The organism is Chitinophaga agri (assembly GCF_010093065.1).
Lineage (GTDB): Bacteria > Bacteroidota > Bacteroidia > Chitinophagales > Chitinophagaceae > Chitinophaga > Chitinophaga agri.
This window is the reverse complement of sequence record NZ_CP048113.1, coordinates 1,939,272-1,959,939: the sequence shown is the minus strand read 5'-3', so window position 1 is coordinate 1,959,939 and position 20,668 is coordinate 1,939,272. Positions and strand designations below refer to the sequence as shown.

The 20,668-nt window shown below is 48.6% G+C and carries 12 protein-coding genes; 7 read left to right on the top strand and 5 right to left on the bottom strand.

What is annotated here, in order from left to right:
• From GWR21_RS07435 to GWR21_RS07425, 3 genes are read right to left on the bottom strand one after another with little or no spacing between them, the layout of a single operon-like run.
• The gene (locus GWR21_RS07435; RefSeq protein WP_162331117.1) at window positions 1-948 is read right to left on the bottom strand and encodes a glycosyltransferase family 2 protein; all 948 of its coding nucleotides are present in this window, start codon (window positions 946-948) and stop codon (window positions 1-3) included.
• 51 nt (window positions 949-999) lie between these two features.
• Window positions 1,000-1,539: a DUF4199 domain-containing protein gene (locus GWR21_RS07430; RefSeq protein WP_162331116.1), complete on the bottom strand. Its 540-nt coding sequence runs from the start codon at window positions 1,537-1,539 to the stop codon at window positions 1,000-1,002.
• A 15-nt stretch (window positions 1,540-1,554) separates the two neighbouring features.
• Window positions 1,555-2,814, bottom strand: a complete 1,260-nt coding sequence (locus GWR21_RS07425; RefSeq protein ID WP_162331115.1) for a dihydroorotase — start codon at window positions 2,812-2,814, stop codon at window positions 1,555-1,557.
• A gap of 216 nt (window positions 2,815-3,030) precedes the next feature.
• Here GWR21_RS07425 and GWR21_RS07420 point away from each other — a divergent pair, with 216 nt between their 5' ends.
• The 6 genes from GWR21_RS07420 to GWR21_RS07395 all read left to right on the top strand — a co-directional run bounded on the left by GWR21_RS07420 (window position 3,031) and on the right by GWR21_RS07395 (window position 14,146).
• On the top strand, window positions 3,031-3,567 hold the full coding sequence (locus GWR21_RS07420) for an RNA polymerase sigma-70 factor (protein ID WP_162331114.1): 537 nt from the start codon (window positions 3,031-3,033) through the stop codon (window positions 3,565-3,567).
• A gap of 188 nt (window positions 3,568-3,755) precedes the next feature.
• Window positions 3,756-5,585, top strand: coding sequence for an RICIN domain-containing protein (locus GWR21_RS07415; protein WP_162331113.1), 1,830 nt, complete (start codon window positions 3,756-3,758; stop codon window positions 5,583-5,585).
• Between the two features lie 243 nt (window positions 5,586-5,828).
• Window positions 5,829-6,776: a FecR family protein gene (locus GWR21_RS07410; protein WP_162331112.1), complete on the top strand. Its 948-nt coding sequence runs from the start codon at window positions 5,829-5,831 to the stop codon at window positions 6,774-6,776.
• 274 nt (window positions 6,777-7,050) lie between these two features.
• Window positions 7,051-10,392 carry a TonB-dependent receptor gene (locus GWR21_RS07405; protein WP_162331111.1) on the top strand — a complete coding sequence of 1,114 codons (3,342 nt, stop codon included), beginning with the start codon at window positions 7,051-7,053 and terminating at the stop codon, window positions 10,390-10,392.
• 21 nt (window positions 10,393-10,413) lie between these two features.
• Window positions 10,414-11,880, top strand: coding sequence for a RagB/SusD family nutrient uptake outer membrane protein (locus GWR21_RS07400; protein ID WP_162331110.1), 1,467 nt, complete (start codon window positions 10,414-10,416; stop codon window positions 11,878-11,880).
• Between the two features lie 79 nt (window positions 11,881-11,959).
• On the top strand, window positions 11,960-14,146 hold the full coding sequence (locus GWR21_RS07395; protein WP_162331109.1) for an alpha-N-acetylglucosaminidase: 2,187 nt from the start codon (window positions 11,960-11,962) through the stop codon (window positions 14,144-14,146).
• Between the two features lie 66 nt (window positions 14,147-14,212).
• Here the strand turns inward: GWR21_RS07395 and GWR21_RS07390 are convergent, their stop codons facing one another.
• Together GWR21_RS07390 and GWR21_RS07385 are read right to left on the bottom strand one after the other, a co-directional pair.
• Entirely contained in the window at window positions 14,213-17,998 is a 3,786-nt protein-coding gene (locus GWR21_RS07390) for a glycosyltransferase family 2 protein (protein ID WP_162331108.1), read from the bottom strand.
• The gene (locus tag GWR21_RS07385) at window positions 17,946-19,295 is read right to left on the bottom strand and encodes a glycoside hydrolase family 2 TIM barrel-domain containing protein (protein WP_162331107.1); all 1,350 of its coding nucleotides are present in this window, start codon (window positions 19,293-19,295) and stop codon (window positions 17,946-17,948) included. The genes GWR21_RS07390 and GWR21_RS07385 overlap by 53 nt, the downstream gene beginning before the upstream one ends.
• A gap of 343 nt (window positions 19,296-19,638) precedes the next feature.
• Here GWR21_RS07385 and GWR21_RS07380 point away from each other — a divergent pair, with 343 nt between their 5' ends.
• Entirely contained in the window at window positions 19,639-20,649 is a 1,011-nt protein-coding gene (locus GWR21_RS07380; protein WP_162331106.1) for an SDR family oxidoreductase, read from the top strand.
• The last annotated feature ends 19 nt before the right edge of the window (window positions 20,650-20,668 follow it).

The following is a 20,668-nucleotide window of genomic DNA, read 5'->3' as shown; positions in this document are numbered from 1 at the left end:
TTATTTAGTAAGATCAAGGATTGATTCCACGAGGTATTCATTCCTTTCGGGCGCGTTCCTGGTCACCAGTTCAGCGATGAAGCCGGTCAGGAACAGCTGGGACCCTATGATCATTGCCAGCAGGGCCAGGAAGAAGATAGGACGCTCGGTCATCTTAAACTGGTCGTAGGCAAATTTCTGAAAAGCCAGGTACAAAGCGATCACGAAACCTATAATGAAGGAAAGGGTGCCCAGTGCGCCAAAGAGGTGCATCGGACGTTTTCCGAACTTGCTGATGAACATGATGGAAGCCAGGTCGAGGAAGCCATTGATAAAGCGTTCCAGACCGAACTTGGTTGTACCGTATTTACGGGCACGGTGTTCGACCACTTTCTCACCGATCTTCCTGAAGCCGTTCCATTTGGCGATAACAGGTATATATCGGTGCATTTCACCGTACACTTCTATACTCTTGATGACCTTGCGGCGGTATGATTTAAGTCCGCAGTTCATGTCATGCAGCTTGACACCGCTCATGCGGGTGGTGGTGTAATTATATAGTTTGGAAGGGAGGTTTTTAGTCAGGGCGCTGTCGTAGCGTTTCTTTTTCCAGCCACTTACCAGGTCAAAGCCGTCATCCTTGATCATACGGAATAGTTCCGGGATCTCGTCAGGGCTATCCTGCAGGTCTGCATCCATGGTAATGATCACATCACCCTGCGCGGCTCTGAAGCCTTCATTGAGGGCGGCGGATTTACCATAGTTACGCTGAAACTTGATACCTTTTATGCTAGGGTTAGATGCGGCCAGTTGCTGTATGATATCCCAGGAATTATCAGTGCTGCCATCATCGATCATCCACACCTCGTAGGAGTAGTGATGCTCCTGCATGACACGGTCAATCCAGGCAGTCAGTTCAGGCAGTGATTCTTCTTCGTTTTTTAAGGGAACGATTACGGAAATATCCATATTTATATAACAATGTGTTTAGAATGCTTGTCTATCTAATTAAGTGCCAATCTACGCAAATTGCTTTTTACGGATAATAGCCGCCAGTATTGCAGATATCACAAAGTCAAGGAATAATCCGGTAAAATAGGATAGCATGCTTGCTATGAAGGTAATGTGGTAGTCCTGTTGCTGCAGCTTGGTCAAGGCATCGTTAAGATCAGCATTGTTGATACCAGCTGCTTTATTCGCCTGTCTCATCGCCTCAAAATCTCTGATATCAAGTGCTTTCATGCGGTTTGGTAACTCCGGATCGACGTAGTTGACAACGACATAGGTAAGCATCGTGCCAATCAGCGTAGCTATCACGAAGGTGGTAAAGATAGGCTGCAATGCATCTTTGAATCCTATAAATCCTCCCAGTTGCTGTTTCTTTTGCCATCCGGCCAGCAGCGCGAATACCGCACACATACCAAGCTGGATAACGCTGAACTTCAGACTGAAAAAAGTACGTTCATCGACTTTGTACAGGGTAAGACCGGTAGCAATGACCGCTGCACCAGCGATCAGTCCCCATTTGATACCGGGATTAGGATATGTTGCATTACTCATACACGAATGACTATTTTAAAGTTGGGCATATTGGCCGTTAATGATTCCTTTCACACTGCCTTTCAAATCCGCGCCAATATACGCTGAATTTTTAGACTTGCTGGCCAGATGCCCGGTGGTGAGTACCCATTCCTGTTCAGGATCAAATATGGTCAGATTGGCAGCCGCTCCTTCAGAAAGTGACAATTCCGGCAGTCCGAAGATCTTCCTTGGCTGAATAGAGAGCATATCGATCAGTCTTTCGACAGATACTTCCGGCAGGTACTTACGATATACGCCGAAGGCACTTTCCAGGCCGATCATTCCATTCTTTGCATATTCAAATTCTACCTGTTTGGCATCCCAGTCCTGTGGCAGGTGATGGGTGGCAAAACAGTCGATCACACCATTCTTCACTGCATCCCGCAGGGCCTGCACATCTTCAGCGGTGCGCAGCGGCGGGTTCAGTTTCAGGTTGGAGTCGTAGGAAACCAGGTGGGCATCGGTCAGCGAGAGGTGATAAGGCGTCACGGAACAGGTCACTTTAATACCCTTACCTTTCGCGTCAGCGATGAGTGCTGCTGATTTACGTGTACTAATGCCCGTAAAGTGGATACGGGAGTCGGTATATTGCGCCAGCTCGAGGTCGCGCTGGATAATTAATTCTTCGGCAATGCCAGGTTTTCCCGGCATACCCAGCTGGGTGCTGTAAATACCCTCGTGCATCAGACCGTGTGCGGAGATGCTCAGATCGTCAGGCAGCTGGATAATTGTACCATTAACCGCCTTTACATATTGCAGGGCCTTGAGCATGATGCCCGGAGACTGGATCGGCTTCAGGCCGTCGGAGAAAGCGACTGCACCGGCGAGCTTCATTTCATACATCTCAGCCAGGGAAGTACCTTCCAGGTTCTTGGTCACGGCGCCGATCGGCAATACCTGTACCGCGCTGTAACGGGTGCGGCTCAACACGTATTCTATCTGTGCTTTTGTATGCAGGGCCGGCTGGGTGTTAGGCACGATCATGACGGTGGTGAATCCGCCTTTTGCAGCAGCGTCAACTCCACTCTGCAGGTCTTCCTTGTATTCCTGACCCGGATCGCTGAAATGAGCGAAAAGGTCTGTCCATCCGAGGGATACGTGCAGATTATCTCCCGATACCACCCGGGCCTGAGCAGCGGAAATGTCCTTTCCGATCTGGCGGATGATGCCGTTTTCGATTAAAATATCCTGCTGCTGTCCGTGAAATGGGGACGATGGTGCGACTACCTGAATGTTTTTGAGTAATATTTGCATGCTTTACTTGTGCTAACTGTGTCTATACCTTTTCCTGGAAAAAATACCGGCTGCAAAAGTAAGAGAAATTCGTATTAGGCCGAGCAAATCCATACATTTTACTTTCATTTTATAGGAATAAACGCCTGTAGCAGGAGATAGCAGCCGCTGCCGGACCAGGCCAGGGTTGGAATTGAAAATTATTATTGCTACTTTGAGGCACTTTTACGGGCGCCTATGTCATACAGCGTATTGGAGGACAATGAATTATTACAGAAAGTCAGGCAATCTGACGCAAAAGCCTTCGACGAAATTTACCAGCGTTACTGGCGTAAATTATACGCTATAGCATTCTATCATCTGAAAGACAGTGAGGCCGCCGAGGACATTGTACAGGAGATCTTTACCAGCCTGTGGGCTTCCCGCGAACATGCCGGCATCCAATACCTGTACACCTATCTCGCTACGGCGACCAAATATGCCGTTTTCCATCATTTTGCCCAGCCATCCACTAAGACCGCTTCCCTGGAAGAACTGTTATCATTACCAGTAGCAATGCCCGATGCCGAAAGCAGGTTGCTCAGGGACGAGATCAACCGGGAGATCAACCGCCTGCCCGAGAAATGTCGCCTGGTGTTTCATTACAGCAGGGAGCAGGGAATGGGAAATAAGCATATTTCCGAGAAACTGAACATCTCGGTGAAGGCGGTGGAGAAGCATATCACCAGGGCGTTACGGCAGTTGAAGGTGCAGCTGAGGCATATGATGCTGTAAGTTAATCAGGGAGGAGGAATTGGCGTCCATAGCCGGACTATTGACCAATAGCCTGATTATGTGAACTGCGTAGGTTTCTGTATTATTGTTATAAGTTTTGTAAAACCCGTTTTTCAGGAGAAAGAACATTCCACGAGCTAATTGCTGATTCTCAATTTCCGATTTTTTAAAATCCCTCATATAACGTTATGAAAATCAATTTCAAACCCTTATTGCTATTATTATTGGCTGCGTTCATCGGCGAGTGCGTCTTTGCACAATCAGGCATCTACGTCGGTGGGCATTTTCGCAGAGAGAGGAACCATACGATCGCTGATCTGAAAGCCTCAGGATTTACCTATGTCATCCTGTTTAACGTCACCGTAGAGGCCAACGGTGATCTGACGACTGATGGAGAGACCATCTGTACAAATGGTACCTATGTATTTGGTGCCACTAACCCGAATTACATTGCTGATGTCAATGCACTTAAAACGGGCGTTACTTCTATTACCAGGGTAGAAACCTGCATCGGCGGCTGGGGAAGTCATTCATACACCAATATCAGAAACCTGGTGAATAGTCAGGGCACCGGTACCGCCAGTATATTATACCGTAATTTTAGTGCGTTAAAAGCTGCTATACCATCCGTAGACGCCATCAACAATGATGATGAAGAAGCCTATGACGTTAATTCGGCTACAGCGTTTCATGTCATGCTTGCCGACATCGGGTATAAAACGACCCTGGCGCCTTACATGAATAAGACCTACTGGCAAAGCCTGGCCACCAATGTCAACAATCAGCGTAGCGGAGCCGTTGATAAGATCTATTTGCAGTGGTATGAAGGTGGTGCAGGCAACAATCCCTGTAACTGGAATATCAACAACATCGAATTGCATACCGGGGATCTGTACTATGAAAATGCCACCACAGTCATTGATAAAATGAGCAGTGCCAGAAACAACTGCAACTCCAAAGGCGGATTTTACTGGGTGTACAACGACAACAATATCAACCTGCGGGAGCTTTCCGGCAGAGTGAACACCATCTTCGGTATCCGTGTTAAGAATCAGCAGGAAGTGGCCAATTTCTATAATGATTGTGATTACAAGGGATTTGCAAATGGCCTGGAGGCAGGCGATTATGATCTGAGCAGGTTACAGTCACTGGGAATAGGAAATGACCAGTTATCCAGTCTTACCGTAGCCGAAGGATTTGAGGTAACGGTGTACGAAAACCTGAACTTTACCGGCGCTTCCCGGACTTACAGGGGCAATGTCAGTTGCCTTGTTGCGGATGGCTTTAACGACAAAACTACTTCCTTACGTATCAGAACAACCGGCTCAACGGGCTTAGATGGTACCTGGCTTATTCAGAACCGCAACAGTGGTAAGTATATGGACCTGGCAGCGGAGCGGGTACTGGAAAATGGCGGAAACATTCAGCAATGGGAATATGCAGGTGGTAATAACCAGCAGTTTCAGTTATCACATCTGGGCGATGGTGCCTATAAGATCACCGCAGTAGCCAGCGGAAAAGTGGTAGATGTAGACGCCGTAAGCAAAGATGAAGGTGCCAATGTGCATCAATGGGATAATGTAAACGGGTTGAACCAGCAATTTGTATTCGTCAGCAGCGGAGATGGTTACTATAAGATCATTCCGAAGCATAGCGGCAAACTGGTGGAAGTAGCGGACGCCAGCTTCTCGAATGGCGCCAATGTTCGCCAGTGGGGAAATAACAGTCAGACCTGCGGGCAATGGAGATTAGTGCCCATACCTGCTTTACAAAAGATGACTGTCCCTGGAAATACAGCATTCGTATTGTATCCTAACCCTGTTACTGAGACCCTTTACTTCTCTTCTCCCCAAGTCGCAGGTGCCCGCATATCTGTAATCAACATAAACGGACAACACATCATCAATACGGTCATGCTGACTAACAGTATTGATGTATCTGCGTTGACGCCGGGCGTATACACGATCGTTATCAGGCAGCATGATCAAACAATAGTGAAGAAGTTCGTTAAGAACTAGCATAAAATGTCCCGGAAGAGTTAGGAATTGGCTTTAATTGCCAGACGATTGATTACATGCTGGCTCCAGGAACTGCATAGATATCAGATAATATCATCCTTCAACTGTATCACCTGTTATCCAGTTGAAAGGACATTCTATCAGCTAATTCTTAATTCCTAATTCTTAATTCCTTATTTTTTTTCTCCCCAGGGTAGGGTATTCCCTATTTTCCTACACTATATAACAGGGAGCCCTTACTTTATGACCAAAGAACAGCTGACGGATTTAACTGCAAAGTACCTGAACGGTACCGCTACTGCCGACGAAAAAGCCTTACTGGAGAGCTGGTATTATTCGTTTGAACAGGAGGAACTGACCATAACAGTAGCAGAGGAGAAGGACATGGCACTGGAAGCCCGGATGAAAAGCCGGATAGACCAACGGATCGCACAACAGCAGTCACGCCCGTCTTTACTGAAGCATCTCTCCCGATGGAAGGTAGCAGCGACCGGTATCCTGCTGGTTACGGGAGCACTGCTGACGGTGTTCTTCAGCAACAGGCACGTTTACAGGGCACAGCAGCGTCCGCAGTTTGTGACACTGAAAGACGGGAGTAAGGTATGGCTGAATGCTGCTACCAAACTGGTATATACTGATCTGCCGTTCTTTGGCCAGCGCAGGCTGGACCTTACAGGGGAAGCCTATTTCGATGTAGCAAGTGATCCGGAGAAACCCTTTGTGATACAGTCAGGCAACATGACGACACAGGTACTGGGCACTGCCTTCAATATCAAAGCGTATCCGGATGAACCCTTCTATATCACCGTAACAAGTGGGAAGGTGAAGCTGGAAGACAGACAAACAAAGAATGTAACAGTACTGACATCCAACAAACAACTAAAATATACGGACCGGCAATCGCCCGTACTGAAAGAGGTACAATCGGGTACGGCACATGCCTGGACGAGCGGACAACTGGAGTTTTATGATCAGTCTTTCAGAGAGATTGCCCGCACCATCAACAGAAAGTATAATGTAAGAGTTGTATTTGCCAGCAATGCACTGGAACAGTGTATGATCACTGCCAGTTTTGAAAAAGAATCAGCCGTTTCGCGTGTAATAGATCTGTTGTGTAAGATCAACAACGCCACTTACACCTTTAGTGCCGACAGTAGTGTTGTAACGCTGGAAGGGGAAGGTTGTCAGTGACCATCGCCACGGATTGTCATGTAATTAAGGAAGTCGAAAAACCATCAGGACATACATATGCCGCAGAGTATTAACAGTACATAAACATGTAAAACGTCCCTGCACCGTAGTACAGGGAACGCTTGCACAGGGTATTTCATGTCGCCAAACCTGCATACCCTGGATTCACTATTTACTAACAATAAATCGTACTAAAGTTATGGAAAAAACAGCGCATACACGGGTGCCGTGTATCCAATTCTTATTATTTCTCATGCGATGTTCTGTTTATATTTTGATAATCGCTTTTACCTGCTCTTTCTCCCTGTTCGCTAATAGTACGGACGGACAGGACATCAGGGCCGTAAAGGTGACACTGGTTGCCAGTAACATGAAACTGTCGGTCGTCCTGGATAAGATCCAGCAGGCGACGCCCTTCCGGTTTGTATATAACTCATCACAGATCAAGGCTGCCGCACCGGTAAGCATACAGGTGACCAATATGCCTGTAGATAAAGTACTGGCACAGTTACTGCATTCCGCCGACTTTAATTTTGAGCAGAACAAAACCCAGATCATCATTACCAAAAGAACGGACAATGTGATCCGCATACTGACCAGCGACAATGAAATGCTGGTCCTGCCTGCGGATACCGCTATCACCGTAAAAGGTAAGGTGAAGGATGATAATGGACAACCACTGATCGGTGTGACAGTAGGTGTGAAAGGAAAGAACAGGGGAACAACGACTGATCCCAATGGTAATTTCACGATCAAGGCGGAACCAGGTGACTCTCTCATATTCAAGACCATTGGTTATTCTCCTGTAACACTCAGTGCTTTCGCTAACCTGAGTAATATCACCCTCGCTACCAGCACCACCAGTCTGAATGACGTAGTGGTAGTAGGTTATGGTGTACAGACAAGACGCGACCTCACCGGTACTATCTCCACAGTGAAAGGCGCGGATATCAAAAACCTGCCGGTAAGTGATGCAGCCCAGGCCATCCAGGGACGCGTAGCAGGTGTTGATATCGTTCGTTCCGACGGATCTCCCGGTACTACACCAAGTATCCGTATCCGCGGTACAGGTACGATCAATAACTCTGAACCTTTACTGGTGATCGATGGTGTACCTGCCACTACTTCCGGCCTGAGTGATATTAACAATAACGATATCGCTTCTATGGAAGTACTGAAAGACGCTTCTTCTTCTGCGATCTATGGTACCCGCGCCGCTAACGGTGTGATCATCATTACCACCAAGAAAGGTACTTACAATGAAAAGCTGAACACGTCTGTCAATATCTATCGTGGCATGTCCAATGTACGCAGGTACCTGCCGCTGCTGACGGCCCCGGACCTGGTGACGCTGAAGAAAGAGCGTTATACCAATGACGGTCTGTCCATACCGGCTATCTGGCAGGACCCATATTATAGCGTACAGCGTACGGACTGGCAGAAGGCCCTCTTCAATACGGGGCATGTGACCAATGCGGACGTGTCTATCAAAGGTGGTAGCGCTTTCTCCAATTACCTGTTCTCCATGGGGTACTACGATGAGAAAGGCCTCATCACAAATACCTATTTCAAAAGATACACTGTACGTATTAACTCAGAACACCGGATCAACAGCCGCCTGAAAGTAGGAGAGAACCTGCAGCTGACTGCCCGTAAAGGCAATGCACTGGATACCTACTCTTCACAAACCGGTCTTGTATTCAGCGCCCTGCGTTTCAATCCGGCCATTCCTGTAAAGGATGAACTGGGCAACTATGGTTCCGCGCAGGGTAGTAATGAACTGGGTGATATCAACAACCCATTGTTCACCGCTGAAACAACAGAAGCCTGGACGAAGAACTACCGTATACTGGCGAATGCGTTCGCAGAAGTGGAGATCGTCCGTGACCTGAAACTGCGTCTGAACTACGCATTCGATGGAACACTGAGCAACTCCTTCAACTTCCTGCCTAAAACGCTGACACAGGTGCGTACACGCGATGATGCGGAATTAACACAATCGAACACCAGCACCAACCAGCACCTGGGGGAGGCATTCCTTACCTATAATAAACTACTCGCACAGAAGCACCAGCTGACATTGACCGGTGGTGTATCTTATCAGAAATACACCGGTAACTATTTCAGTGCACAGCGTAACGGCTTTGATGATGAATCACCGTACGTACTGGTACTGGACAATGGTTCGATTGTATATAATGCAGCGGGTAACTATTATGCGACGAACATCCTGGCCTCCAGTTTCGTAAGAGGCTTCTATAGTTTTAAAGGCAAATACCTGCTGACCGCTACCATGCGTGCGGACGGTTCCTCTAAGTTTGCACCGGGCAACCGCTGGGGTTACTTCCCGGCTATCTCTGCCGGCTGGCGTATCTCTGATGAAGCCTTCTTTAAAAACAATGTGGACTTTGTCAGCAACATGAAACTGACTGGCGGATGGGGTGTGCTGGGTAATCAGAACGTGACTGAATTCCAGTACCTCGCTACTATCATCAAGAACCGTAAATACAACTTCGGTGATAACCCTTATACCGGTATCTGGAATAGTAGTCTGGCCAATACGGCTATCACGTGGGAAAAGGCGCATATGACGAACATCAGCCTGGAAGCTGGTTTCCTGGACAATGCCCTGAATGCTACGATCACCTACTTTAATAAAAATACTATCGACATGCTGGTGCCTGCTGCCAAGCCGGACCTGCACGGTACATCTACCGTACCGGATGAGAATATCGGTCGCCTGAACAACCACGGCTGGGAGTTTGAAGTATCTTACCAGGGTGGTAAGAAAGCGTTCACTTATTTCGTAGCCGCCAATGCGACGCTGCTAAAGAATGAAGTGACCCGACTGTACTCCAGCAATTCCTATATCGGTTCATCCAACTATGGTCGTCAGAACCAGGAGATCTCCCGTACCTATGAAGGGCAGCCGATCGCTTCTTTCTATGGATGGAAAACAGATGGTCTTTATCAGAACCAGGCACAGATCGACAATGATCCTTACATCGCCAAAGACAACAGGAAAGGAAATATCAAACCCGGAGATGTACGTTTTGTAGACATCAACAATGATGGCGCCATTACAGAGGCCGACCGTGTGTACCTGGGTAACCCTAATCCGCGTATGCAATATGGTTTGCAGGCCAGCGGTAACTTTAAGGGCTTCGACCTGAGCCTGTCCTTTACCGGTGTAGCAGGATTAAAACTGTACAATGCCGATAAAATGCAGGGGCTTGATCCGACCTATTCCTATAACTACTATGCAGAACAGCTGAACCGCTGGCATGGTGAAGGTACCAGCAACAGCGTCTCCCGCATGACGCTGAATGATAATAACGGTAACTACCGTACTTCTGACAGGTTCATTGAAAAAGGTAACTATTTCGCGCTGCGCAATGTGTCACTGGGTTATACTATTCCTGCCAAAGTATGGGGTAGCAGATCAACCACCGGTATCCGGGTGTACGTGGCAGGGCAGAACATGTTCATCATCACGAATTATTCCGGTCTGAACCCTGAACTGGGTTATACCGACGGGAATAAACAGAGAGGGGTGGATGTGGCTACCTATCCGCAGGCAAGAAGTATCACATTTGGCGCTTCAATGAATTTTTAAGTTTCGTTTAACCAGCTGATCATGACAAAAAAGAACCGTAATAAACTTTTAATAACAGCCGCAGTGTTATTCACGTCTATGACGTCCTGCGACAGCCTCCTGGATGTAACACCGAAAGGTACCTATACAACCGCTACTTACTGGCGCTCACAGTCAGATGCCATAAACGGTGTGACAGGTATCTATAACGTATTACTGGAAGAGGACTTCACCGGGCATGCGGAATTTACCTTTGATGATCCTTCGGATGATCAGTATCGTGCCGGTGACCACTCAGAAGACGTGGCCATTGAAAACCTGACCTATGATGCAGGTAATGCACAGGTACGTTTTGGATGGAAATGGAAGTATGAGATGATCAATCGTGCGAACAGTGCGTTGATATACATTCCGAAGATCGCCACGATGGATGATGCGATCAGGAACCGTTGTCTGGGAGAAGCGCGCTTCCTGCGTGCGTTTGCGTACTGGCGACTGATGCTGATCTATGGCGAAGCACCAGTGGTCTCGGAAGATGATGTATTGACCGGTAATTATAATAAACCAAAGGTAAGCATAGATAGTCTGCGGAGTATGATACAGACGGACCTGCTCGCGGCGGCCGACCTGTTACCGGATACCTATGAGAGTGCAGACAGGGGCCGTTTGACGAAAGGATCTGCCTGGGGTCTGTTATGTAAACTGTATATGTATTGGGAAAAGCTGGACCAGGCCATCGTTTATGGTGAGAAGGTGATCAACAGCGGCCGGTATGACCTGGCGCCGACATATGTAGCCAACTTCACTCCTGAGACCAGTAATAATGATGAGATGCTGTTTGCTGTGCAGACCAGCGATATCTGGGGCTATTCAGACTTTACCACTTACTATACCCCACGCGAGTGGAATGGCTGGAACTTCCATCAGCCACTGAAGGAACTGGTAGATGAGTTTGAGGCGAATGATCAGCGTAAGGCCGTGTCTATTATGTCTCCTGGTGATAAGATCAATATAGGTACCACCATCGCTACCTATAATGCGAACATGTCAGAAACGGGTTATCACTTCCGTAAGTTCTCTTACTGGAAACCTAACGGAGGACTGAACTATTCGCTGAAGACACCATTGCTGAGAAGTGCGGACATCATGTTGCTGGTAGCAGAAGCAAAAATACGGACAGCCGGTGCCGGAGCAGGAGATGCGGAGATCAACAAAGTGCGTAAAAGAGCAGGACTGGACCCTGTAGCTGGTGCGGGAATGCCAGCGCTGATCCATGAACGCCGGATGGAATTAAGTGGTGAGAATGAACGACATCAGGACCTGATGCGCTGGGACAAAGCACAGTTGATCGACATCACGACCTATTATAATAAGCCAAAATATGGTAAGGATAATAATATTCTCGTGCCAGCGCGTACCTTTGTGCGGCCAAAGCATTATTATTTTCCCTTGCCTCAGACTGAAATCGACAAGAGTAATGGAGTGCTGATACAAAACAGTAATTATTGATCACAACTAATAATCGTCAAACGGGAGGTGAAAACAGCCGGTAGCCAGTATCGCCGTTTTCCTTTAAAGTAGTTTCTTCATGCAATTTAAAAAGATCATTGCAGCCTTACTGCTCAGCACAGCCGGATTACCAGCTGTAGCGCAGTTAGATAAGGCCGCTACAGAAGCGTTCGTAAAAAGAATAGTGAAAGACAGGGCCACTTCTTTTATCTGTGAATACCTGCCTGCGGACAATGGAAAGGATGTATTTGAAATAGAAAGTAAGGGCAGCAGTATTGTGCTGCGTGGTAACAACGGCGTGAGTGTAGCGTCAGCATTGAACTACTATCTCAGAAACTATTGTAATTCTATTATTACCTGGAACGGGACCAATCTGCAACTGCCGGCAACATTCCCTGCCGTGAAAGTGAAAGAGCACCACACCACACCATATAAGTACCGCTATTATATCAACTACTGTACGTTCCAGTATAGTATGGCCTGGTGGAACCGGGAGAGATGGCAGCAGGAAATAGACTGGATGGCCATGAACGGCATCAACATGCCGCTGGCGCTGACCGGAGAAGAAGCTATCTGGCAGGAAGTCTATAAAGAGATGGGCTTTACGGATGCAGAACTGGACAAATTTTTCAGTGGTCCTGCTTATTTCTCCTGGCTGTGGATGGGTAATATTGATGAATGGGGTGGTCCGCTGCCGCAACACTGGAAAGATAGTCATAAGGCTTTGCAGCAGGAGATCCTGGCGGCAGAGCGGAGTATGGGGATGACACCGGTATTACCTGCATTTACCGGACACGTACCGCCGGCATTTAAAGAGAAATATCCGAATGAGATCGTGAAGCCAACTAACTGGGACGCCGGTTTCCCGGATGTATATATACTCGATCCGAACAGTCCGATGTTTGATAAGATCGGACAGAAGTTCCTTGCAGCACAAACCAAAGCGTTTGGGACAGACCATTTTTATTCAGCAGATACGTTCAATGAGAATGTGCCGCCTACCAGTGATTCAACCTACCTGGATGCGATGAGCCGTAAGGTGTATGAGTCGATGGTAGCTGCTGATCCGAAAGCGGTTTGGGTGATGCAGGGATGGATGTTCCATTATAATTCCAGCTACTGGCATCAGCAGCAGATCCAGGCATTACTGAATGCCGTGCCGAACGAGCATATGATCGTGCTGGACCTGTATAGCGAAAGTCATCCCGAATGGAAGAATACCAGTGCGTACTACGGTAAGCCATGGATCTGGAACATGCTGCACAACTTCGGTGGTAACACGGGTATGTGGGGCGGCATGGACGCTGCTGCGCACGATCCCGCAAATGCATTACACGATCCTGCTTCGGGCAAGATGTATGGTATTGGTCTGACACCGGAAGGTATAGAGCAGAACCCTGCCTTATACCAGCTGATGATAGACAACGTATGGAGAGATCAGCCGATCAATGTAGATGAATGGCTGCAATCGTATGCAAGGCAGCGTTATAATACAGAGAACGCGGCGATCAACGAGGCCTGGCAGATACTGTATCATACCGTGTACAGTGGTGGTCCTACGGAAGGCGCGCCTGAGTCTATCATTGTGGCAAGACCGACACTGGATATTGCCGCAGAAAGAGTGAAGACAAAACTGAACTACGACTGGCAGAAAATGCTCCCGGCCTGGGACCTGTTCATCAGCGCAGCAGCGAAGGTGAAACCAACGGAAGGATTCAGATATGATCTCGTTGATGTGACCCGTCAGGCATTAGGCAACTATGCCAGTCCGCTGCAACAGCAAATAGCCGCTGCCTATCAGGCAAAGGACCTGGCCGCATTCAAAAAGTACAGCACACAGTTTATCGGTCTGCTGGATGACATGGATGCACTATTAGGTACACAGGAAGGCTTCCTGTTAGGTAAATGGGTGAGTGATGCGCGCAGCAATGGTATCACCGATGCAGAGCGTGATCTCTATGAGTTCAATGCGAAGGACCTGGTCACTTTATGGGGTGATAAACATAGTCCGGTGCATGAATATTCCAATCGTCAGTGGAATGGGCTGATTAAAGGCTTTTATAAGCCCCGTTGGCAGCAGTTCTTTACTTTGCTGGAGTCGAGCCTTAAAAGCGGACAGCCGGCCGATTTAAAGGCATTTGAAACAGCTGTGAAGGAGTTTGAATGGAAGTGGGCGAACGGGCATGATAAATATGCGGTGAAGCCACAGGGAGACGCGGTGAAGAAAGCGATACAGTTACATCAGAAATATAGAAAGTTCATGTAAGAAAGATTTTTCTGTTTTAATCTAGGACAGGCCGCCCCATTCCTGGGGTGGCTATTTTTTTGCGTGTTATTTTATCCATGGGGTATTTAACCTGTCGTAGGCGGTGGTAACGAATGCTCCTTTACCGGCTACGAGGTATAGTCTATATTCTTCGGGCATATCCGGAACTGACAGGTGTAAGGTAGCTCCCGACCCTACATGCCGCATATAGACAGGGTATCCACCACTATTAACCTTACACAGGTACCAGTCAAAATGAAGCGCCGGATCAAAATAGCCGTCCAGGTTCCAGGTGCCTTTTTCAGCTACCAGTGCATGATAGATGAGAACAGCTCCGGGCTCGGTGATCTTTGTCGGTTTCAGTATTTTAATAGCAGGCAGAGTAGCACCTTTGAAGGCAGGGTTCCATTTTTGAGCCAGTTGTAGTGCAGCTGGTTTATAGTTTCCCTGGAGATCAGTCAGCCCGTTAAATGTGATGAGGTCTCTGGTTTGCATATCCTGCCAGGCATCAATATAGACGGGGCCTTTTTTGTTGCCGGCTATATAACGATCTACCCCGATACCGCTGGGAAAAAAGGGGATCTCTCCACCAGCTTTGACGAGATTACTATCTGTATTGCCGGTGAGTCCGATAGCAGATAATTCCGGAATTGCATCAGCAATAGTTTGCACCGTAAGTGCAAACTGCCGGCCTGCGGGAAGGTCTAATGTAACAGGTCTTTCCGGATCGGCAGCTTTGATCTGCCGCACCAGCTTTTGCAGCCATTGTATATACAGGTCCTGGTGATATAGCAGGGATGGTTTAATGTACATACTGTCGAGTTCCTGCCAGTAGTTGTTACCCAGGTGCCATCCGATGATCTGTTGGTTGTCTTTATTGGCATTGACAGTTTTCACTACGGATGTGATGAAGCTTTCAGGCCATTCTTCATTTCCGTTTATTCTTTCAGGTACAGGCATGCGGAAGGCGTATTGTATCTGCATGTGCAGCTTTTCAGCAATGGCAAAGATATTATGGTCATACACCCCCGGACCGTATCGTCGGATAGTATTGATGCCCAGTTGCCGCATCTGTGTGAAATCAGCCGCGATAACCTGTCTGGTTAATGTATGACGATTGCGGAGCCACGGAATGCCTTTTGAATAAACAACGCCCCGGATCGTGTCGCTCAGGATCGCGTTCCTCGGGGATGGCGAAGTATGGACGGCAGGTAACAGGACGCGGGCGTTGACAGGTCCGCTACTGTTTTGCTGCAGGTTATCGATCAATGATAACGGAGCTGCGGGGTCCATCAGTTCCCAGTCCAGTGCACCTCGCTGAGCGCCGGGCATATTCTGGTCATACCGGCTGTTAAATAATACCGTCCCTTTAATTTCTGTAAAACGGTTGCTCATGTCAGCAAAGGCGTCCTGTAACCAGCCGCTCTGTCCCGGTTCAGTGGCGAGCGACCCCGCTTCTGCTATCATGACGGGTAGTCCGGAGCGGAAGAGTGGTTGCGCGTGAAAAGGTGCATATAACTGGCTGAAACTATACCATTTCCTGTCAGGGTTCATCCTGCCGTAATTAAGGATGGTAACGGCCAGCCAGTCCACGTATTCCCTTCCCGGGAAGTATTTCCCGACCGCCGTTGCTTTCCATGGATTCCATACCCAGATCACATTTCTGGCGCCTGCCTGTAAGAAATAGTCGTGTACATATTTCCAGGCGGCTATATAATCAGCAGGCGTGTTGCCACCGGCATTCGACCAGGGATAGGCGGGATTGTCCGGCTCATGAGCGAACCGGAGGAAGACGGGGCGCTGGAGATGGATCATCGCCTGTACAAACTGAGACAGGTAATGATCAAATTCCCCTTTGCATATACGGGCCATGACCTGTTGTTCCTTTGCTGCGGAATGCCTGCCGGAGGTATCTTCAAACAGCGATGCCCAGGGTTCCCAGGTGATCATCGGCACAGCATTCGCTGCAAAGATAACCTGCATCAGTGAATCGTCGGGTAAACAGGCCGGCGTGTCGCCCCATGGGATGTAACAGGACACGATATTGAAAGGACTGCCTTTAACAACGTTGTAATGTTTCAGGGCAGCCATAGCGGTATTGCCGGTTGTATCCAGCGGACTGAATATGCCGGTATAAAAGACAGCTTCTTTGTATGCCGGAGGTGCCTTATCGCCGCCGGGAAGTTGCCTTTCCTGGTAGATGAGCCAGGCCGTACAGCAGCAAATGAGCAGCATCAGTGAGAGGGCGCACTGGCGCATGATCACATACGCCGCATGCCTGAATTTCCAGAGACGGATCTTTGTTGCATAGTAATGGTGATAGAAAAACTCCATCGTTGTTTGCGGGGCGACATCTGTGATGCGTCCTTTCCAGATACCTGCCAGAATATTGAACAGCATAATGACGCAGTTCACGGAGGCGATACCTGCCATCACCCATGCATAGGGGTTCCAGTCCAGCCATAAGCCGTAGATGATCGCCACCAGTGATACCAGCAGTATGCTGGCATTGGGAATAAAGAGTTTCCAGCTGGTGCCTTCCTTATCATCTTTGGGCGTAGGAATATAGGGCACCTTTTTCCTGATGATAGTATATATAAGACCTAACACGTATATCCACCAGGTACCCATCAGCAACAGGCCGCCTACAATATGAAAGCCGCTTTCCTCTTCCGCCATCACCCATCGTTGTACGAAGTGACGTACCAGGATGGTACTGGTAACAAAGGGCAGGCTGACGATACCGAAGGAAAGCAGATCGAACTGACAGGGAATAATGCCGAGCGTTAATGACAGTACCGGTACCAGGAAGTTAATGAAGAACATCAGTCCTGATAAATAGTGAAAAGGCAGGGTGCCGTAATGCAGTTTTTGTCGCCAGGTAAATTTGCTGAATAGTTTGGGATAGGTGACCATCAGCAGTTCGAAAGTACCACGCGCCCACTTCAGCTGTTGTTTATAATACGCAGAGAGTGTGGAGGGGACAAGTCCCAGCGTCAGTACTTCCGGTACGTACACCGACTTCCAGCCTTTGGCATGTAGCTGCATGGCGGTATGCATATCTTCCGCGAGCCCGGCTGCATGTCCGCCGATGGAATCCAGTGCAGCCCGGCGGAAGGTGCAGTTAGCGCCGATTGCCTGTACGGTGCCATAGGTGTTCATGGCCATCATCATCGGGCCATAGAACTGAAAGGTTTGTTGAGCAGCGCCTTTGGCAATGATATTATCGCCGACGTTGCCGTATGCCTGTACGATCTGCACAAAGCCAATGCTGGGATCATCAAAATAGGCAATGACGCGGTCGAGGAAGTCAGGTGAAGGTACGTGATCGGGGTCCATTACAACACACAGTTCACCGGTGGCGTATTGCAGGGCATTGTTGATATTACCGGCTTTGGCGTCTTTGCGGTTGTTCCTTGTTAAGTGGCGGACACCCATTTGCCGGCACATTTCTTTCAGGTACGGGTCGTTTGCCTCATCACATAGCCAGGTGGTATGGGGATAGGTAATGGCCTGCATAGCGGTCAGCGTTTCCAGGATCATCTCATACGGCTCACCGGCACAGAAGGTGGTCAGTATATCGACGGTTGGTCTTGCTTCAGAAGGGGGCGGCTGTGGGATGGAAATGCAGAAATAGTGGTACCATTCATGCAGTATTTTCAGGCAGAAGTACAGGATGCCCGACATCAGCAGCCAATACAGTGTTTTATTCCCGATGTTGGCAGCATGGAACAGGTGGTACAGCAGTACCCCCATACTGATCATACCGGTGATGATGATGGACCGGAGGATGAGCAGTTCAGTTCTTGTAGGCCGTAGTATGCGGGCCGGTGTTTTTACTTTTGTTTCCAATTACGTAAAAGGGTGTATTGGCGGTGGTTACATTTCCATAATTATCATAAACCCATGAATAAAGGCGGTAGGGGCCTTCCTTCCCCGGGGAGCGGAATGTGATCCGGGCGCTGTTATGCGGCGTAATATCGGCGGCGTATTCGAGCGGGGGTATTACGTTGTTAGGATCGAAATCTTCATCAGTGACTTTCCATACAATGCGGAGCGGGGAACTGTCAGCGTTGGTCAGCTGCAGTTCAGCGGTTTGTACAGTGTCGGGACGCAGAAAGATATTGTCTGTTGGCTTCTTCCCGTTCAGCAGCAGCAGATCGACTGCCGGAGGTGGGTGAGGTGGGGTCTTATTGGCCCAGAAGTATTCCATTTCCCTGGCAATAGCTGTTTTAGTCCCGTTTTGATCCAGTATGCTGTACCACGTTGGAGTGGTTTCTCTTTTTTGTCCCCAGTAAAAGGTCATTGCCCCCAAAAAACGGGGATTGTTTACCGGGAGGTAGTCGGCGTATAGTTCGTGGTAATGTTTAGCCTTTAGGGTGCTGGAAGGTTCAATGGGGGCACTCCAGGCAGTCGTACCGGATTCCTGGGGAGAGTAGATGCCCCATTCAGTGATGAGGAAAGGGCCACTCCACAGCCAGCTGTTTATAGATAGCTTACGTTCCAGTTTCTTAAGGTCACCGAAGGTATTGAAGGAGATGAGGTCCAGCTGCGTCACTTTCAGGCGGAGATTCAGAATATTCCGGAACTGATAATTGACCATGGTGGTGGTAACAGGATGGTCGGGGTCTTCCTGGTGTATCATATCCAGGAGTGCATTATAGATCGTATAGAACCTGTTGTAATTCGGTTTATACGGGAAGTCCACTTCATTTCCCAGGCACCACATGAGCAGGGCCGGATGCGAGCGATACCGTTTAATGACATCACGGAAGGCATTATACTGGGCGGCGACTTTCCTGTCGTCCTGGTAAAATGACGACATGTATTTACTTTCCGGTACATAAAAGCCGGCAATCACCGCGAGCCCATGGGCAGCAGCTTCGTCGAGAATGGCCTGCAGGTTGGTGGTATCCCATGTACGGATGGTGTTACCGCCTATTGCTTTCAACGCGGACATATTCGTGTACCCGGCGCCTCCTTTTACGATGAATGGAGCGCCGTCCCTATACAATACGTACTTACCATTTTCCCTGGATATATGCACTTTTCCGGAAGACCTGACCGTACTTTTATCATTACATCCATACACGAGGAACAGGAGGATACAGGGTAACAGTAAGCACCGTTTGATTCTGTTTGGTGTCATTCGGGAGCTGATAAGTGTTTTATAGCAACTTCAAGCATTCACTGGTGCTATAAATATAATGAAAATCATCAGGAAAACCATAGTTAGATTGCCGGGCTGCTGGCAGACTGACAGGCACAAATGGTTCTTCACAACCCGCGCGATCATGCCGATGAGCTCACTGGTTTGCAGGGAGATCGTACGCCGATTTGCAGTGACAGTGTAGCTGCTTGTAAACGCTGATAGGTATTGTTTTCTACAAATAAGCGGACCGGTGCCGGTGTTCGGTCTATTCATTGCTGCTGGTACGATATTTTGAATGCTATTGGTGTAGAACAGTGATTCTTTCATCAAAGTTTATTGTATGGACAGCAGAAATTTGTATACCCGTCGCCAGGCTCTTGGAGGCATTAGCGCAGGACTGGCGTCGCTGATGGTTGCCACACCCGGACTCGGTGCAGCGGGAGCACCTGGTGCAGGAGGAGTGGCAGCAGGAGGGATAGAAGATCCTACAACCAAATATCCCAAACCGCCATTTAAGGAACAACAGCAACCCTGGCCGGGACTGGCGTCTAAAATGGAGCCCAGACCCGACCACGGTGAAACCAGTTATAAAGGTGCTAACAGACTTGCCGGCAGGAAGGCGCTGATCACCGGAGGAGATTCCGGTATGGGAAGAGCAGCAGCTATTGCTTATGCAAGGGAAGGTGCTGATGTCGCCATCAACTATTTACCGGCAGAAGAAGAAGATGCAAGGGAAGTGATCGAACTGATCAAGAAAGCCGGACGTAAAGCCGTCGCTATTCCCGGTGACCTGCGCGATGAAGCCTTTTGTAAAAAGATGGTAGACGAAGCTGTACGTCAGCTGGGTGGGCTGGACATACTGGTGAATAATGCTGCACGTCAGCAAACGCAGGCGAGTATTATGGATATCACCAGCGAGGCCTTTGATGCCACGATGAAGACGAATATCTATGCACCGTTCTGGACGATCAAGGCAGCGCTGCCTCATCTCAAACCAGGAGCCGTGATCATTGCTACATCAAGCGTGCAGGCATCAGACCCGTCAGCAGAGTTGTATGATTATGCACAGACCAAAGCAGCCACTACCAGCTACGTAAAATCTCTTGCGAAACAACTCGCAGAAAAAGGGATTCGCGTGAATGGAGTAGCACCTGGTCCTATCTGGACGCCGCTGCAGGTAAGCGGGGGCGCGACAATGGAAAAGCTGAAGAACTTCGGAGGAGATACGCCCTTTAAACGTCCCGGTCAACCGGCTGAACTGGCTTCTATTTATGTGCAGCTGGCAGCCAGTGACAATAGCTATGCTACCGGACAGATCTACGGTTCTTCCGGGGGACACGGGCAGCCATAAGACGATATCATTAAGACAA

Excerpts from the sequence above, each read along its gene's own strand:
- GWR21_RS07415 (WP_162331113.1), top strand. The coding sequence starts at position 3,756 with ATGAAAATCAATTTCAAACCCTTATTGCTATTATTATTGGCTGCGTTC.
- GWR21_RS07430 (WP_162331116.1), bottom strand. The coding sequence starts at position 1,539 with ATGAGTAATGCAACATATCCTAATCCCGGTATCAAATGGGGACTGATC.
- GWR21_RS07420 (WP_162331114.1), top strand. The coding sequence starts at position 3,031 with ATGTCATACAGCGTATTGGAGGACAATGAATTATTACAGAAAGTCAGG.
- GWR21_RS07435 (WP_162331117.1), bottom strand. The coding sequence starts at position 948 with ATGGATATTTCCGTAATCGTTCCCTTAAAAAACGAAGAAGAATCACTG.
- GWR21_RS07380 (WP_162331106.1), top strand. The coding sequence starts at position 19,639 with ATGGACAGCAGAAATTTGTATACCCGTCGCCAGGCTCTTGGAGGCATT.
- GWR21_RS07410 (WP_162331112.1), top strand. The coding sequence starts at position 5,829 with ATGACCAAAGAACAGCTGACGGATTTAACTGCAAAGTACCTGAACGGT.
- GWR21_RS07425 (WP_162331115.1), bottom strand. The coding sequence starts at position 2,814 with ATGCAAATATTACTCAAAAACATTCAGGTAGTCGCACCATCGTCCCCA.
- GWR21_RS07395 (WP_162331109.1), top strand. The coding sequence starts at position 11,960 with ATGCAATTTAAAAAGATCATTGCAGCCTTACTGCTCAGCACAGCCGGA.
- GWR21_RS07400 (WP_162331110.1), top strand. The coding sequence starts at position 10,414 with ATGACAAAAAAGAACCGTAATAAACTTTTAATAACAGCCGCAGTGTTA.
- GWR21_RS07385 (WP_162331107.1), bottom strand. The coding sequence starts at position 19,295 with ATGACACCAAACAGAATCAAACGGTGCTTACTGTTACCCTGTATCCTC.